This window comes from Mesobacillus stamsii (genome assembly GCF_030814065.1).
GTDB lineage: Bacteria > Bacillota > Bacilli > Bacillales > Cytobacillaceae > Mesobacillus > Mesobacillus stamsii.
Window position 1 is genome coordinate 1 of record NZ_JAUSUN010000027.1, and the last position, 16,763, is coordinate 16,763.

General features: G+C 43.2%; 15 protein-coding genes and 1 tRNA gene. All 16 read right to left on the reverse strand.

Annotated features, from left to right (window positions below; translation table 11 throughout):
- Nucleotides 1–155: 155 nt before the first annotated feature.
- The 16 genes from rlmH to J2S25_RS16500 all read right to left on the reverse strand — a co-directional run bounded on the left by rlmH (nt 156) and on the right by J2S25_RS16500 (nt 16,572).
- Nucleotides 156–635 (reverse strand): 23S rRNA (pseudouridine(1915)-N(3))-methyltransferase RlmH, encoded by a 480-nt coding sequence (gene rlmH, locus J2S25_RS16425; protein WP_307192418.1) that lies wholly within the window; start codon nt 633–635, stop codon nt 156–158.
- 100 nt (nt 636–735) lie between these two features.
- Nucleotides 736–897 (reverse strand): CxxH/CxxC protein, encoded by a 162-nt coding sequence (locus tag J2S25_RS16430; protein ID WP_307192419.1) that lies wholly within the window; start codon nt 895–897, stop codon nt 736–738.
- A 126-nt stretch (nt 898–1,023) separates the two neighbouring features.
- Nucleotides 1,024–2,256, reverse strand: coding sequence for a S1C family serine protease (locus J2S25_RS16435; RefSeq protein WP_307192420.1), 1,233 nt, complete (start codon nt 2,254–2,256; stop codon nt 1,024–1,026).
- A 163-nt stretch (nt 2,257–2,419) separates the two neighbouring features.
- On the reverse strand, nt 2,420–3,214 hold the full coding sequence (gene yycJ, locus J2S25_RS16440; RefSeq protein ID WP_307192421.1) for an exodeoxyribonuclease YycJ: 795 nt from the start codon (nt 3,212–3,214) through the stop codon (nt 2,420–2,422).
- A 6-nt stretch (nt 3,215–3,220) separates the two neighbouring features.
- Nucleotides 3,221–4,015, reverse strand: a complete 795-nt coding sequence (locus J2S25_RS16445; protein ID WP_307192422.1) for a two-component system regulatory protein YycI — start codon at nt 4,013–4,015, stop codon at nt 3,221–3,223.
- Entirely contained in the window at nt 4,002–5,315 is a 1,314-nt protein-coding gene (locus J2S25_RS16450) for a YycH family regulatory protein (protein ID WP_307192423.1), read from the reverse strand. The genes J2S25_RS16445 and J2S25_RS16450 overlap by 14 nt, the downstream gene beginning before the upstream one ends.
- Nucleotides 5,312–7,141 carry a cell wall metabolism sensor histidine kinase WalK gene (gene walK / locus J2S25_RS16455; RefSeq protein ID WP_307192424.1) on the reverse strand — a complete coding sequence of 610 codons (1,830 nt, stop codon included), beginning with the start codon at nt 7,139–7,141 and terminating at the stop codon, nt 5,312–5,314. The genes J2S25_RS16450 and walK overlap by 4 nt, the downstream gene beginning before the upstream one ends.
- 8 nt (nt 7,142–7,149) lie before the next feature.
- A complete protein-coding gene (gene yycF, locus J2S25_RS16460) occupies nt 7,150–7,860 on the reverse strand; it encodes a response regulator YycF (RefSeq protein WP_044392015.1) in 711 nt (236 codons plus the stop codon).
- Nucleotides 7,861–8,065: 205 nt separating this feature from the next.
- The gene (locus J2S25_RS16465) at nt 8,066–9,556 is read right to left on the reverse strand and encodes a M23 family metallopeptidase (protein ID WP_307192425.1); all 1,491 of its coding nucleotides are present in this window, start codon (nt 9,554–9,556) and stop codon (nt 8,066–8,068) included.
- A gap of 383 nt (nt 9,557–9,939) precedes the next feature.
- Nucleotides 9,940–10,012: transfer RNA gene (locus J2S25_RS16470), tRNA-Phe, on the reverse strand.
- Nucleotides 9,978–10,178 carry a hypothetical protein gene (locus tag J2S25_RS16475; RefSeq protein WP_307192426.1) on the reverse strand — a complete coding sequence of 67 codons (201 nt, stop codon included), beginning with the start codon at nt 10,176–10,178 and terminating at the stop codon, nt 9,978–9,980. Before J2S25_RS16475 ends, J2S25_RS16470 begins: the two co-directional genes overlap by 35 nt.
- Nucleotides 10,179–10,222: 44 nt before the next feature.
- Entirely contained in the window at nt 10,223–11,512 is a 1,290-nt protein-coding gene (locus tag J2S25_RS16480; RefSeq protein ID WP_044392017.1) for an adenylosuccinate synthase, read from the reverse strand.
- A gap of 188 nt (nt 11,513–11,700) precedes the next feature.
- Nucleotides 11,701–13,068: a replicative DNA helicase gene (dnaB, locus tag J2S25_RS16485; protein ID WP_044392018.1), complete on the reverse strand. Its 1,368-nt coding sequence runs from the start codon at nt 13,066–13,068 to the stop codon at nt 11,701–11,703.
- 112 nt (nt 13,069–13,180) lie between these two features.
- Nucleotides 13,181–13,630, reverse strand: coding sequence for a 50S ribosomal protein L9 (gene rplI / locus J2S25_RS16490; RefSeq protein ID WP_307192427.1), 450 nt, complete (start codon nt 13,628–13,630; stop codon nt 13,181–13,183).
- Complete coding sequence (locus tag J2S25_RS16495; protein ID WP_307192428.1) at nt 13,627–15,600, reverse strand: DHH family phosphoesterase; 1,974 nt, start codon at nt 15,598–15,600, stop codon at nt 13,627–13,629. The genes rplI and J2S25_RS16495 overlap by 4 nt, the downstream gene beginning before the upstream one ends.
- A gap of 30 nt (nt 15,601–15,630) precedes the next feature.
- Complete coding sequence (locus J2S25_RS16500) at nt 15,631–16,572, reverse strand: YybS family protein (RefSeq protein WP_307192429.1); 942 nt, start codon at nt 16,570–16,572, stop codon at nt 15,631–15,633.
- Nucleotides 16,573–16,763 lie beyond the last annotated feature (191 nt).

A 16,763-nucleotide genomic window follows, 5' to 3' on the forward strand; every position in this document is an offset into this window, starting at 1 on the left:
CAGGGACTTCTTGATGAATTTGACATCATTGAGTGTTTTGAACAACCAGGTGCTCAGATCCGCATAGGAGAAGTAACTAAACGTCAAAAGGCACTTTACGAGAATATCGGCATTTCGCCACCAACCTCGTTACAGTAGCTTCGGGAATGCAGGATTTACTTATGATACGGTTCACCCCGATTTATCCTAAAAGCCCGATAAATTTGTTCTATGAGGATCAAGCGCATTAGTTGGTGCGGGAATGTCATTTTTGAGAAGGATAGTTGTTCATCTGCTCTTTTTAAAACTTCTTCGCTGAGTCCTAGTGATCCGCCGATGATAAAGGCAATTTTGCTTTTTCCGTAGGTGGCTAGCTTATCGAGATTGTCTGCGAGTTCTTCGGATGATCTTTGTTTGCCGTTGATGGCCAGGGCGATGACGTGGGTATCTTGGCCAATTTTGGCTAGGATTCGCTCGCCTTCTTTTTGCTTGACTTGGTTTTTTTCGATTTCGCTTAATTCTTCGGGTGCCTTTTCGTCTGGGAGTTCGATCACTTCTACTTTTGCGTAGCTTCCAAGCCGCTTTATGTATTCCGCGATTCCTTGTTTGAGATATTTTTCTTTCAGTTTTCCTACCGTTATGATTGAGATATTCACAGGCATCCTCACTTTACAAACAGTTTACAAACAGTTTACAAACAATCTATTAACAATAGTTATCCACATATTCACAGCACTATCCACATTTAGTAGGAGATCATTCGTTCGCCACAATATATATTGCAGGTTGTCCACAGTATCCACAGGGAAACATTGACTTATCAACAGCCTCCAGTTTCGTTAATCGGGGTGCTAATTCAAATTCATCTACTGCTTCATCCAGTGCTAACTCGACATGATCCGCGCAGCAATACTTCATATTCCTCATCCTTTCCGTTTATTTTCTCTATCCTTATCATTTGTTAATTCTGATTTTTAATGATCGACAAAGACTATTTTAGCACAAAAACAGGAAGCGTCTGCCTCCTGTTTATCATCACAACAGCTATAATGTTTCTCCACCCAGCTTCATAGTTGTTTCTTGCAGCTTGCCATTTCGGTAGTATTTAACCTGCATATCGTCGCCGACCTTCTTTTTGTTATACAGATGCTTGCGCAAATCGACAACGTCGCGGATTTCTTCTCCATCCATTTCAATGATGACGTCCAATTCCTTCATACCTGCCTTGTCTGCCGGAGAATTCGGCTCTACGGCTCTGATCGCGACGCCAAAATTGACTTCCTTAGGAAGCTTCAAAGTGTTCTGTTGGTGATAGGCTGAAATTTCATTAACAGAGGCGAGTTCGACGCCCATGAATGGCCTTTTCACTTCCCCGGTCTTCTCAAGGTCATCAATGATAGGAGCTGCATAATTGATGGGAATGGACAATCCAATTCCTTCTACAGCACTCTGGGCAATTTTCATCGAGTTAATTCCAATTACCTGACCCTCAATATTGATTAAAGCACCACCACTATTGCCCGGATTGATGGCTGCATCTGTCTGGAGCACCTCAGCTTGCCAGTCAGGTGTTCCGTCCTGATTTACATCCACTGGGATGGCTCGTTCCAATCCGGAGATAATTCCTTGGGTAACCGATCCTGAGAAGGTAAGTCCAAGCGGGTTTCCGATTGCAATCACTGGTTCACCAGGCTTTAGCTTTTCGGAATTCCCAAACTCAGCTACGACCTTGATTTGCTCAGCTGGCACCTCCAACACCGCCAGATCCGTCCAAATATCGCTTCCTAAAAGTTTTGCCGGGATTTTTGTCCCGTCGCTAAGGCTGACCTCAAGCTCTGAAGCATCTGCCACAACATGGTGATTCGTGACTATATAGGCTTTATCTCCGGCCTTTTTGTAAACAACACCCGATCCTGTTCCGCCTGACTCCTGTGCTTGTCCCCAGAAGCTCGTACTTTCTTGGATATTCGTAATCCCGACAACCGCATCCCCGGCCTTGTCAACCGCATCGGTAATTTTGGTCGTAACATCGATCGAAACTGTTTTTTTCGCGGTGATGTCTTCATTATTGTCCTGCGGCTGTTCTATTACAGCTGATTGATTATTTGGTTCAATTTTATAGGGCAGCACATCCAAATTCGATAACAAGGGGATGGAGAAAATCACCATTAACGCCCCAATCACTGCGCCTGCGAGGCTAGCCCAGAAGAAGCCGCCTTTCCTGCTGTTTTGCGGTTTATACCGACCTTGATAATCTTGATCATCGTAATATCCCATAGTTCACCAACCCTTTCATTAACCAATAGCTACAATTGTTTTGTATACCATATATTATACAACCAGACAGGATAATTTCTAAAAATAAGCTCTTTTTTACAATCGAAAAAGGAGTATGGTTGTACCTTACTCCTTTCCCTGAAAATCTATTTTTCTAAACGCGTTAAATGGCGGTCAAAGGGGTTGGAGTTTTTGGATCCGTGTCCATCAAATCGAACTGTTCTCCTACCATGATTCCCTGGCCCTCCAATGTTTGCGTGACTGCCATTCTTGCAAGGTCCTTCATATTGTTATCCTTGCTCAAATGGGCAAGGTAAATCCGTTTGGTTTGATCTCCTGCGACTTCGCTCATTGCCACTGCAGCATCCTCGTTTGAGACATGGCCGTAATCGCTTAAGATACGGCGTTTCACGCTCCACGGATATCTACCCATCCTCAGCATCTGCACGTCATGATTGCTTTCAAATACGTACGCGTCCGCATTTGAAATGATTCCCTTCATCCTGTCACTGACGTAACCTGTGTCCGTTACAAGCGCCAGTTTTTTCCCTTCTTTATGGAATACATAAAACATCGGCTCAGCAGCGTCATGTGAAACGCCGAAGGATTCAATATCCAATCCGCCAAAGGTTTTCACCGTCTCCATCGCAAAAGAAAACTTTTGGTCTAACGGAATTTCGCCAATTAATCCGTCCATTGCTTTCCATGTCTTTTCATTCGCATAGATTGGCAGTTTATATTTACGGGCAACGATTCCTATGCCTTTTATATGATCGCTATGTTCATGCGTCACTAATATTCCAGAGAGGTCTTTCATTTCACGGCCGATTTCTTTGAATAAACCCTCCATCTGTTTGCCGCTCAATCCGGCATCCACTAAAAAGGATTGGCCCTCCGTCTCCACATAGATCGCATTTCCCGTACTCCCGCTGGCGAGAACACTAAAATGCAAACTCATTTCTCTTCACTCCGTTGTATTATTTTCTCCGTCTGTCAACGGGATGACCCGACCTTCGAATGCATGTACAAACATGTTTTCCTTGCCATTGACTTCAATCCTCCACGTTGGTGTCACCACATGGGAAGCTGTCAGGGAAACGAGTGTGGAATACCCCAACTCAAAGTCTGTAATTTTACTCTTTGGTTTTAATAACCCTTTTTTATAGAGCGTGTCCACAGCCCTGAGCGGAGGAAGCAATTCCTCTGCCTCGGAAAGCTCGTCCACGATCTCCAAATATGTCTGTCGGTACGAAGTCACTTCCTGGTCTTCATTTAAAAAGAAGGTCAACTTTGCATTACTGTTATAGTAAAACGTTTTATTTTCGTATTCCTGATAATACGTAATGGTCCCAGCTTCATCGTTTTTACTCCAGAACTTATACTGGTCTCCCGCAAAAATATTCGCCTTCAGAAAGGCAGAAAGATCAGCAGGCTCGAAGTTGCCCGTTAATTGCAACCGCTTATCGAGTTTAGCCTCAATCGATGTGCCATCCCCAAGACTGATGGACTGTCCCTTGAACTTTTCCATGTCTTCAGCGGTGAATACCTTTGCTCTTACACTAAGGTATTGTTCTTTATTTTTTGCCTCAGGAACTTCCACATAGCTGATATCATCATTCTTCAGTTTTTCTTCCAGTGTCGTTTCCTTTGGAATTTCATATTGGGCAGCATCCCTCGTATTGATGAACTGGTATACGAGGTATACATCGAGGACGAGGAAAGTCAGAATAAAGATTGTCTTGATTCTACTCCAATCCATTATTCAATTCCTCCTCCCAGATCAGCTGACGCCACTCCTGGTCGTACAGGTAAAACCAGCCTGGCTCCAGCAAGATCACTGAATTCTCTGTTCCTTGAGTCAGATAATATCCCGGCATCATATTTTCCAGAAGTTCCGGTTTGAAATCCTTTTTATGCTGCAAATATTCCACCGCCTCTTGTCCCGAAGGCAATGTCTTTGTTTCCACATCCGGATTCAATGGAAGCTCCAGATGAAATCCTGGCCGTACATAGCGGCTGATTTCTGACTGCCGCCATTGCTGATAAATTTCAGACATCCCCATTTGGTTAAATACGGGGTATCCTTCCTTGCTGTAAAGACGGAAAAGGACATTCTGATTAAAATCATCCTTATACACGTATCGGTACGATTCCGTCCAGCCGCCATGCCCATTGACAAATTCAATGCTCTTTTGCAGGACATTTGTGGTTCCAATGACCGAATCCCGATTGCGGACCGGATTTACATAATTGATCATATTTGTTTCTGTATCCACGATCATTTTGCTTGCATCATCGGTATACTCCTCAACCCCTTCTCCTACACTGCGCTGCACAAAGCTTGGATCCGTGAACAGCGCATCCTTAAACTGGTCTGAATCTAACGGATTTTGATAATAGGTATGCATGACCATGTCGACTTTTTCGGTTGGCAGATAGATTTTCTTAGTATCAGAAACAGGATATAGGAAATAGGGAGTCAGTTTTTTAGCAGAATCATAGTATTTGTCCGTAAAATCATTGATATAGGTTGGACTGACATTGCTGACATAGACTTCCTGGTTTTTTTGCGAGTAAAAATAAACAATGCCCTCCTGCTTTTGCTGTGTCTCCGAATTGATGATGATCCGGTCGAAATCAAATTTCGGAATATCCTTTTCGCTAATATTCAATACCCTTTTATAAAGATCAATCGGCACTTCATCCGGGAAAATTATTTCCGTGTTGTGTCCTTGGTTGATTTCCTCGGTAAAATCGGCGACCCGGCCAGGATACTTTCCGACATCAAAGTACTTCCATTTGGTGATGACCCCAATAATCCCATCGATATAGGCATTATCCACCGACCCAAATTGCTTGCCGTCTACTTGATAAATGATCTGATGCGGCTTGACGATCTTCTTGAGATCCTTCTGGGTTGCAATATTTACTTCTTCCACCGTTTTGTGATTAGTAACTAATTCATAGTCCGGCTGGTAGGTCCATATATTCCAGGTTAAAATCCCACTCAATACTACCAGAAAGGTTAACATACCAGATTTTATATTTTCATATGTCATGACCAATCATCCTCTGCATTTCGGTCATAAGGTAGAGTGAATTGAACGGTTGTTCCCTTGCCTTCCACACTTTCCGCCCAAATTCTTCCCCCATGGGCATTGACCATTTCTTTGGCAATCGCCAGTCCAAGTCCGGTTCCGCCAAGTTTTCGCGTTCTGGCTTTATCGACGCGGTAGAAACGGTCAAAAATTTTCTCGAGATTATCCTTAGGAATCCCGACACCTTCATCTGAGATACTTGCAACAATCTGCTCCTCCAATTCCTTCACCTCGAAAGTAATCGTCCCGCCTTCAGGTGAATATTTCATTGCATTGGAGATGATATTATCCAGCACTTGAGTGATTTTGTCTTCGTCTATTTCTACAAAAATAGCACCGCTAGGTATGTTTCTTTTGAAAGATACATTTTGTTCCTTCGTCATTTCAAACCGGTCAATGATCCGGTTAAAAAACACCGGGAAGTCAACCCATTCTTTAGTAAGACGGTAATCCACACTGTCCAGCTTAGACAGCTGCAGCAAATCGTTGACAAGCCGGATCATTCGCTCCGTTTCTCCTCTGGTTGTCTCCAGGAAGTTAGGGGCAATTTCTTCATCGCGCCAGGCGCCATCCGCCAAGGCTTCCAGATAACTGCGCATTGTAGTCAACGGGGTGCGTAATTCATGGGATACATTTGCTACGAATTCGCGTCTTTCCATATCAATTTTTTCCTGTTCGGTAATATCATAAAGGACCGCAATTAATCCATTTACAAAGCCGCTCTCCTTCTGGATAACCGAAAAATTCGCACGGAGGATGAACGGCTTGCTTTTCGTACTGTAATCCAAAATGATGGATTCCTTCTCCTGCAGCAGATCCTCAAAGCTATAGTTTTCATCTAGACCAAGAATCGAAACCAATGGTTGTGAAAGGACTGTTTCACGTGAAACACCTAGCATTTGTGCAGCTGGATCATTGATCAGGATGATTCGCCCTTTCCGATCGGTTGAAAGGACACCATCCGTCATATAGGAAATAACGGAGCTGAGCTTTCTTTTCTCCCCTTCAGTAGTTGCCTGTGCTTCCTGCAGCTTTTTCGTCAGGTTGTTAAAAGTGATCGCCAGCTGACCAATTTCATCATAGCCATACACTTTTACCTTTCTGGAAAAATTGCCGCGCGTCATCGCCAGCGCCTGTTTGCGCATATCGGAAATCGGCCTGGTAATCGTCTGTGCTAGCAGCACACCTAAAATAGCTGTAAAAATAAGGGCAATAGCTGTCCCTGTAGCAAGGATTTTATTAATGTCATTCATTTGGTTAAAAATGTCATCAATTCTAGCTACAAGATAGACAGCGCCGATCGCTTCACTGTTATGCATGATTGGAGTAGACAGCACCCAAACTCTTTTCCCTGTTTTCGGATCCAGTTGGATGACGTCTTCATCTGCTTCAAAGATGATCGACCGTTTTATGTTTACATCAGGAGTTCTCTGCCCTACCAACCCGCTATTGCTAGAGCTGGATGTTCCCAATATTTTAAAACTGCTTCCATCAATCACGCGAATTTCCGAGATATCGGACGCCTTGTTATAGTCTTGCAATACCTGTCTAATTGCTTCCTCTTTCGTCGGGTCTTCCTTCCCGCGTTCCTTGACCATTTCTTCCTGAATATCATACACCAGCAGGTCCACACGGGATTTCACGGAATCTTGGTAATTGGTCATTAGTGTCGTCTCAAGCTGTCGGACAAAGTAAACACCAATAATCTGCATCGCTACGAGAATAAGCAGCACATATATAAGCACAAATTTCAGGTGGATCGAGCGAAAAAAGCCTACTTTTTTCATCCCTATTCTTACTCCTGCTCAGAGTTTCTTAAATAATAGCCAACTCCTCGTCTGGTCACGATCCACATCGGATGACTAGGATTATCTTCGATTTTTTCGCGAAGTCGTCTAACAGTTACATCCACTGTCCGCACATCTCCGTAATAATCATAGCCCCAAACGGTTTGCAGCAAATGCTCTCTCGTCATGACTTGTCCAATATGCTTGGCAAGATAATGGAGCAATTCAAATTCACGGTGTGTCAATTCAATTGTTTCTCCCCGCTTCGAGACAACATAAGCATCGGGATGGATGGTCAAAGAACCGACGCTAATTTCATTTGATTCTTCCTGCTCATTTTCTTTTACGGCATTCGCTTGATGGCGGCGCAGGTTTGCTTTTACCCTGGCAATCAATTCCCTCGTGCTGAACGGCTTCGTAACATAATCATCTGCACCAAGCTCTAAGCCGAGAACTTTATCGATTTCGGAATCCTTAGCCGTCAGCATGATGATCGGCATTTCAAATTTCTTGCGGACTTCACGGCAGACTTCCATGCCATCAAGCATCGGAAGCATAATATCAAGCAGAATCAAATCAGGCTGAATCTCCTCTACCATCTCCACTGCTTGATTCCCATCGTATGCACAGTAAACATCATAACCCTCTTTTTTTAAATTGAACTGCAGGATGTCTGCAATTGGCTTCTCATCATCAACAACCAGAATTTTCTTCTCCATACGACATTCTCCTTTTTCCACCAAATTATCATTCTTATATAAAAGCGCTTCTCTTTTTTTAAAATTGTTATCTTTTCTATTTTACTGTAAATCAGCGAAAAACGATATTTTTTCTATTATACGATTTTTCTGCTTCTCTTCCCAATCGCACCAATCTTCCCCAAAAAAAAAGTCTCTAGATTTGGCTAGAGACTTTTTTAAAATTTTAATTTCGATTTACTTTGGATAACGGGTCAATGATCTTCCCGTTTTGATGTACTTCAAAATGAAGATGGATACCAGTTGAATTGCCTGTTCTGCCCATGACCCCGATTTTCGAACCGCGCGAAACTGTCTGGCCTACATTTACCGAGATCGATGCAAGGTGAGCATACAAGGTGCGATAGCCGTTATTATGATCGACGATGATTTTATTGCCATATCCATCGCCGCTATTGCCAGCATAAACGACTGTTCCATTATCTGCTGCCTTAATGGTGTAATTGCTAGGCCTAGCGATATCAATTCCTTTGTGCAGCCTGCTCCATCGGTAGCCTTGACGGCTAGAAATATAACCACCATTTGTCGGCCATGCAAAAGTTCCATCTCCACGAGAAGGGATAACCTTCGTTCCCTTCCTAATGATTTCAGTCACAGGTTCCTCAAGGACTGTTTCTTTGAGGACTTCCTTCTTGATTGTCTTGCCATTTTGTTCTGTCAGCGAGTAGGTCATACCCTTGATTCCCACCTTGCCCTCCTGCTTCTTCTTCGTGTCACCCTTAGGCATGGTAGGATCTTCTATGACCTCTTTTTTAAAAGCTATTTCTTCCTTAGCATATACTTGACGATGGACGACAACATCAACGAAAGGCTTTAAAACTGTTACATTTATTTCTTGACCAGGCTTGAGAATGGAATTTTCGTTCAACCCTTTATTTAAGGAAAGCAATTGGGCAAGCTTTAGATTATGGTCACTTGCAATGGTTCCCAATACATCTCCTTCTTGAACCTGATACTTCTGTTCTTTAAGCGTCCCTTTTTTAAGAAGTTCAACAGCTTTCTCGATAGGGAGGATCTTCTCAGGAGCAATTTTTTCTGCTGACTGTGAAACTTCCTTAGAGAAATTAACGTCTACTATACGAGTTTCCTTTTCTTTTCCATCGGGTAATGGGAGAGTAGGAGCAGTTTCTCTGCTCTTTACTGCTGCTAATTCTTCTTCCGTAATGTATTCAAGCAGTAAAGTATCGAGAACTTTTTCAGCTGCTGCCTTGTCTTTTAAATAAGCAACTGGTTTGTTATCGATCATGACAGCCGAAGCTTCGGCCTGGACATGGATCTGATTCTTAAGTTCTGTGACTACGTCATTTGTGTTGGTATTCGTGTCAGAACTAAACACCTGCTCAGGAATATACGAGACATTCATCCCTAGATCGACTACCAGGTTCGCATAATTCTTCTTAGCAGCTGCTAATTCGGCTTCTACCAAGTTTTCGACTTGAGTTTTGTCTGCTACCATTCCTACAAAGCTATCATTTACATACACATAAAATATGGTCTTTGTTGTTAATTTCGTTTCTGCCGCGTGTGCTGCATTTCCCGCACTAAATGACAATGCAGCTATAGTAACCCCAGCCATGATCGACTTTTTTATTGCCGGCTTCATCCCATTAGATGTTTTGCCGGCAAGATTGGACAGCCTATGTTTTAAATTTCTCATCCTGATCCTCCTACAACGGTCAAACACTATTAATCTAGTTCTATATAACTATTTTCTGATAATTGCACCTTTATACTTTACCATATTATGTATCGCTAGAGTGACAAGTCTTCAATATGTAACAAAATTGTATAATAGCTGACATTTTATTACGTTTTTTGTCAGACAAATTCCATTCGATATCGATCTATTTTCCTATTTTCTAGTCGAATAACAAGCCGGAAATCTAGCGATAACAATATATCCCCCTACTTCTGGGTAATAATCCATGCAGCCACCTATTCAATCCATCATAGCCAAGTTAAAAATAAGAAAATTACAGAGTTTATTACAAATAGATTACAAAAAAGAGAGCATGTCATTAGACACGCTCCCTTTTTTAATGGCTCAGGACGGAATCGAACCGCCGACACAAGGATTTTCAGTCCTTTGCTCTACCGACTGAGCTACTGAGCCAAAATTTATTAAAATCATCGTTTTTTGTCGAATAAGTGACAACATTGCTTATAATACCATAGCAGTTTGTCGCTTGTACATATTTTTTTGCTAAAAGTTGCATTTTTTTGTACCAAATCAGCTTGCTGGCCATGCTGCGACTAGGATTTAGCTGTACTTCGTTCACAAATAAGCCCCCGACTGCATGGCCAGGGGCTGTATCTCGTTAAATTAAGATCTCCAAGGGCTACGCACAGTATTTGTCTGGGTGCGGTCTGGGCCGACGGAAAAGATAGATAGCGGAATCCCAGTCAGCTGAGAGATTCGTTCAAGATAATGCCTTGCATTTTCCGGGAGTTCATCGAGTGATTTCACACTAGTGATGTCTTCAGTCCAGCCCGGAAGTTCTTCATAGACAGGATCACACTCAGCAAGTGCTTTTAGGCTTGCAGGAAATTCTTCGATCAATTCCCCTTTATAACGATAAGCTACACAAATTTTCAGCGTTTCAATTCCAGTCAGAACATCGATGGAGTTTAAAGATAAATCTGTTATTCCGCTGACACGGCGAGCGTGGCGGACGACGACACTGTCAAACCAGCCAACACGGCGCGGTCGTCCAGTAGTTGTTCCGTATTCACGGCCTACTTCTCGAATCCGATTCCCAATTTCATTGTCCAGTTCGGTTGGGAAAGGGCCATCGCCAACGCGCGTCGTATATGCCTTTGACACCCCAACAATATGGGTGATTTTCGTTGGTCCCACTCCAGACCCAATTGTCACACCGCCAGCAACGGGATTGGAAGATGTAACGAAAGGATAGGTACCCTGGTCGATATCAAGCATTACCCCCTGTGCACCTTCAAACAGCACTCGGCGGCCTTCATCCAAGGCGTCATTTAACACGACAGATGTGTCGACAACATAATGCTTTATTTGCTGGCCATATTCGTAATACTCTTCCAGAATGTCTTCCAGCTTGAAGCCTTCCGTTTCATAAATGCGTTCAAACAGGCGATTTTTTTCTTCAAGATTTCGGGTAAGTTTTTCTTCGAATACTTCACGGTCTAACAAGTCAGCAATCCTGATTCCGATACGGGCAGCCTTGTCCATATAAGCTGGGCCAATTCCTTTTTTTGTAGTGCCGATCTTATTGGCACCCTTGCTTGCCTCTTCCACTTCATCCAGCTTCAAATGGTAAGGCAGAATAACATGGGCACGATTGCTGATCCGGAGATTGTCAGTGGACACTGCTTTCTCGTGAAGATAGGCAAGTTCCTGAACTAGTGCTTTCGGATCGACAACCATTCCGTTCCCGATCACGCTGATTTTCTCTTTATAAAAAATTCCGGATGGAATCAAATGCAGCTTATATGTTTCCCCATTGAACTTGATCGTATGGCCTGCGTTGTTTCCTCCCTGGTAACGGGCAATTACTTCGGCATTTTCTGAAAGGAAATCTGTGATTTTTCCCTTTCCTTCATCTCCCCATTGTGTTCCAACTACTACTACTGATGTCATATAAAAAGCACCTCCAAAGGTAATATGGTATTTTCGGTTTCAAACATATAAAGTTTACCAGTAATTCCGGGAAAAAGTCAATAAAACACGAACATTAATTTTAAACTATCTTTCATTTGTTCGTATAAATTTTTACCTAAGTAAAATCTCCATCTAAAAAAAGAGAATCAACCAAATCTGGTCCATTCTCATTTTCCCCCTGGGGGAGCATACGATTCGTCATATCGGTTCTCTATATTGACGAATTTATTATATTCTTTTACAAAGGCGAGCTTTACCGTTCCAACTGGGCCGTTACGCTGCTTGGCAATAATGATTTCAATAATATTCTTATCCTCAGATTCTTTGTCATAGTAATCATCCCGATACAGAAAGGCAACGATATCGGCATCCTGCTCAATCGATCCGGATTCACGAATATCGGACATCATCGGCCGCTTGTCCTGGCGTTGTTCCACGCCACGGGACAGCTGAGACAACGCGATCACAGGTACTTGTAGTTCGCGGGCAAGCTGCTTGAGGGAACGGGAGATTTCCGATACTTCCTGCTGGCGGTTTTCGCCGGCTCGACCGCTGCCAAGGATCAGTTGCAGGTAATCGATCAGGATCATGCCAAGTCCCTGCTCTTGCTTAAGACGGCGGCATTTAGAACGGATATCCGCAATTCTGAGTGATGGACTGTCATCAATGAAAATCCCTACATTCGACAGACTGCCCATTGCCATCGTCAGCTTGCCCCAATCTTCATCATTCAGGGAACCGGTCCGCAGCCTCTGCGCATCAATATTTCCTTCCGCACAAAGTACACGCATGACAAGCTGTTCCGCCCCCATCTCCAAACTAAAAATTGCCACATTCTCGCCTGTTTTTTTGGCAACATTCTGGGCAACATTCAGGGCGAACGCCGTCTTCCCGACAGAAGGACGAGCACCGACGATGATTAGGTCATTCCGCTGAAAACCAGCGGTCATTCGATCAAGCTCCGTAAAACCCGTTTCCAGACCGGTGATATCCCCTTTGCGATTATGCATTTCTTCGATATTATCGTACGTTCTGACTAGGACATCTTTTATATTGTGAAAGGAGCCTCCGCCCTTGCGCTGGGCAACCTCCATAATGTTCTTTTCCGCTTCGGCCAACAAGGCTTCGACTTCATCTTCCCGCATATAGCCATCTTCGGCAATCCCTGAAGCGGTACGAATCAGCCTTCTCAACAGCGATTTTTCTTCTACGATTCTAGCATAATACTCTATGTTTGCTGCCGTCGGGACGGATGCCGCCAATTCACTGAGATAGCTTACCCCTCCGACATCCTCAATCAATTTGGAAGATGCTAGGTTTTCCGTAACAGTTACGAGGTCGATTGCTTTTCCTTTATCGTTTAAATCCAGCATGACGCTGAATATTTTCTGGTGTGCCACTCGGTAAAAATCTTCGGGTAACAGCATTTCTGAAGCAAGAGTTAAAGCTGATGGCTCTAAAAAGATTGCACCAATTACGGCTTGTTCCGCTTCTATATTTTGCGGCGGAAGTCGATCCGCGAATAATTCACTCATCTGCCAGCCCCCTTACAAATTACTCAAACGGAAAAAAGTGATCAGCAAAACCGATCACCTATTTCTGTAACTATATTAGTTTATCATGTTTCGGTCGATATGGAACTGTCAATTATTTTCCTTCTGTTACATGGACATTCAATGTTGCTTGAACTTCCTTGTGAAGCTTTACAGGAACCTTTGTATAACCAAGTGTGCGGATGGCATCCTGCATTTCCATTTTACGTTTATCAAGCTTAATGCTGTGGGCCTTTTGCAATTCATCAGCAATTTGCTTGTTTGTAATGGAGCCGAAAAGACGGCCGTCTTCGCCAGACTTCGCCGTTAGTTCAACCGTTACTTTTTCCAGCTTTTCCTTCAATTCCTTCGCATCCTCAAGCTCCTGCTGCGCCTGCTTCTCTTCTTTCTTCGCTTGGGCGTTAAGGGAACTCATAGCAGCCTGATTGGCTTCGACAGCCAGTCCCTGCTTGATTAGGAAGTTATGAGCATAGCCGTCCGCCACGTTTTTGATTTCGCCTTTTTTCCCTTTTCCTTTCACGTCTTTCAAAAATATTACTTTCATTCTTTTTGTCCCCCTTCTAAATAATCATCTATCGCATGTTGTAAAAGTGATTCTGCCTCGTCGGTTGAAAGATCTGCTAATTGCGTAGCAGCATTGCTCAAATGCCCGCCGCCATCCAGACTTTCCATGATAATCTGGACATTGACTTCCCCTAATGATCTGGCGCTGATGCCAATCGTGTCTTCGACTCTGCGGGATAAAACGAAGGACGCCTGTACCCCCTCCATCGTCAAAAGGATGTCTGCTGCTTGGGCAATTAGAACATGATCAGATCGAATATCATCTGAGCCTTTTGCAATCACAATTCCATCACGGTAAAAATAAACATTTTCAATAATTCTTGCTCTTTTAATATAAGTACGGATATCTTCTTTTAAAAACTTTTGCACGAGAATCGTATCTGCTCCATGGCTGCGCAAATAGGAAGCAGCATCAAATGTCCGCGCTCCCGTCCTTAAGGTGAAGCTTTTCGTATCTACGATAATCCCAGCCAGCAAAGCCGTTGCTTCAAGCATCTGGATTCTTCCATTCTTCGGCTGGTATTCAAGCAATTCTGTAACGAGCTCTGCTGTCGAGGAAGCATAAGGCTCCATGTAGACAAGCAGCGGATTTTTGATGAACTCCTCGCCCCTGCGATGGTGGTCGATGACAATGACATTCTCTATCTGGTTCAATAGCTTCTCATCTATCACCATTGACGGCTTATGAGTATCGACAACGACAAGCAATGTGTCATCCGTGACGATTTCATATGCCTGTTCCGGCGAGATGAAACGAGAGTAAAGCTCCTCGTTCTGTTTAATCTCATCCATCAGGCGCTGGACCCCTGTATCCATTTCATTTTTATTATAAATGATAAACCCTTCATGGTTGTTCATTTGTGCTACTTTAAGAATCCCAATTGCCGAACCAATTGCATCCATATCTGGATTCTTGTGGCCCATTATCAAGACTTTGTCGCTTTCGATAACCAATTCCTTCAGCGCATGGGAAATGACTCGTGCCCTTACCCTCGTGCGCTTCTCAACTGGATTGGTCTTGCCTCCATAAAATTTGACCTTCCCATTAGGTTGTTTAATTGCCACCTGGTCTCCGCCACGACCTAGAGCTAGGTCTAAACTGGATTGTGCCTGTGAACCAAGTTCAGGAAGGGAGGAATAGCCAGTGCCGACACCAATACTAAGGGTTAACGGAACATTTTGCTTTGCTGTCGTCTCCCTTACCTCATCCAGGATGGTGAATTTGCCCTTTTCCAACAGCCGGAGGATATGTTCATTAAACACGGCAATAAAACGCTCCGACGAAACCCTTTTGAGAAAAACACCATTATTGGTCGCCCACTTATTTAAAATAGAGGTAACCACGCTGTTTAGACTGCTTTTTGTCTGATCATCCATCCCCTGGGTCACTTCATCATAATTATCTAAATAGATAATCGAAATGACCGTCCGCTCATCATGATACAGTTTTTCGATTTCTGCCTGTTCGGTCACATCAAAAAAATAGAGCAGCCGTTCCTCCGGCTTATGAATGATCTTGAATTTCCGATCATGCAGGGAGATGATCTCCGTTTCCACCTCTTGCTTAATCAAGGGAATAACGGCATCTGCTACATCATACAAGGACTTTCCGACTAGCGAATCTTCGTGGAAACAAGAAGCGATGAAAGGATTGGTCCACTCGATATAATAGTCATCATTAATCAGCATAATCCCAATCGGCATTTCCATCAAAGCTTCTTCGCCGACTTTTTTGACGCGGTAAGATAGGGTAGAAATATATTCCTCTGTTTCTTCCTTTATTTTATGGTTCACTTGAAAAATCAAATATACAAACAGGCCAGTGAGAATGAACCCTGCAGCCCCTATAATCCAGTTATAGAAAGACAGAAATCCAATTAGCACCAGTGTTACGGCCATCAATCCATACAATGGATAACGTATTTGCCGCCTCTCTAAATAAGAAGGCATGTGCTCAGCTCCTAAAGCGTTAGTTTCTGATTACTTCTTCTCTCCTAGACGTTTTCTTAAATCAAAACCTAAGTCCATTATACCTAATATCCTCACAATATAAAGAACAAACGGAAGGAGGAACACAAGGACAACTACGATAATCGGAACGGCTCTCGGATACCCTTTTATCTGTGTGAAATAAAAAATGAAGGCAATCCCCTGAAGGACCATCAGCATTTGCAAAATGAACGTTAGATTGGAAATCACCCAGAACCAATAGCTTCCTTGTACAGGCTGCATTACCAGTGCAACGATCATCGTAATCAAATAATACCATAGAATACTTTTTGGAAGATTTAACTCCCGTAACGGCCGCCATCCGGGCACCTTAATGCCAAACCGTTTCATGAACGGAAAGGAAGCAAGCTGCAGCAGAAATACGATTAAAAAGGAGGACAGCACGAACATGCTTGGCATAAGTACTTCTATCATATCAACCATTGAGTCGAATTGGTTTATCAGTTTCTCATCTGGTGTCTGATTCATTTGTTCCAGCATTTTCACCGCCTGGTCCACAGACGAACGGAATACTGTCACCATTTCATCAATAAAATTTATATTAAATAAAACAATCGACAAAGCATATTGTGCTACTAAATTGACAAGAAACACAATGGATCCAGCGATATAAACAGCAAATCTGCTTTTCCCTTCCCTCACCAAGTACCCCATGACGGCGCCTGTCGTACCATATGCCAACGCGAGCGGGATCGCCAGAAACGAACCAAGAATCATCGATAGCAAAACAGCCGCAAGCGTAAAGACAGCCGTGCTTTTCCAGTCATGCTTTGATGCGAACATCAGAAACGGCAAGGCAAGAAAGAAATTGACGATCATCCCCAAGCCAGGAATATACAAAGTAATTAACAACAAAACAGCAAAAATTGCTAACAGGATGGCTCCCTCTGTCAGCTTGTATGTATTTTTCATGTTTCACCTCATCTAATTAAGAAAAGCATTCTAGTCTGCTTTGACAGTACTCAAGCGATCTCAAAAGAATCACCAGGCTGAACCGAGCAAGACCATTAACCGATAAGAACTATTGTAGCCTGTAAAGGACAGACAAGCAAACGATACGCCATATAACGGGAACGGTATTAGAAAAGGCAGTGGGAAGCCCC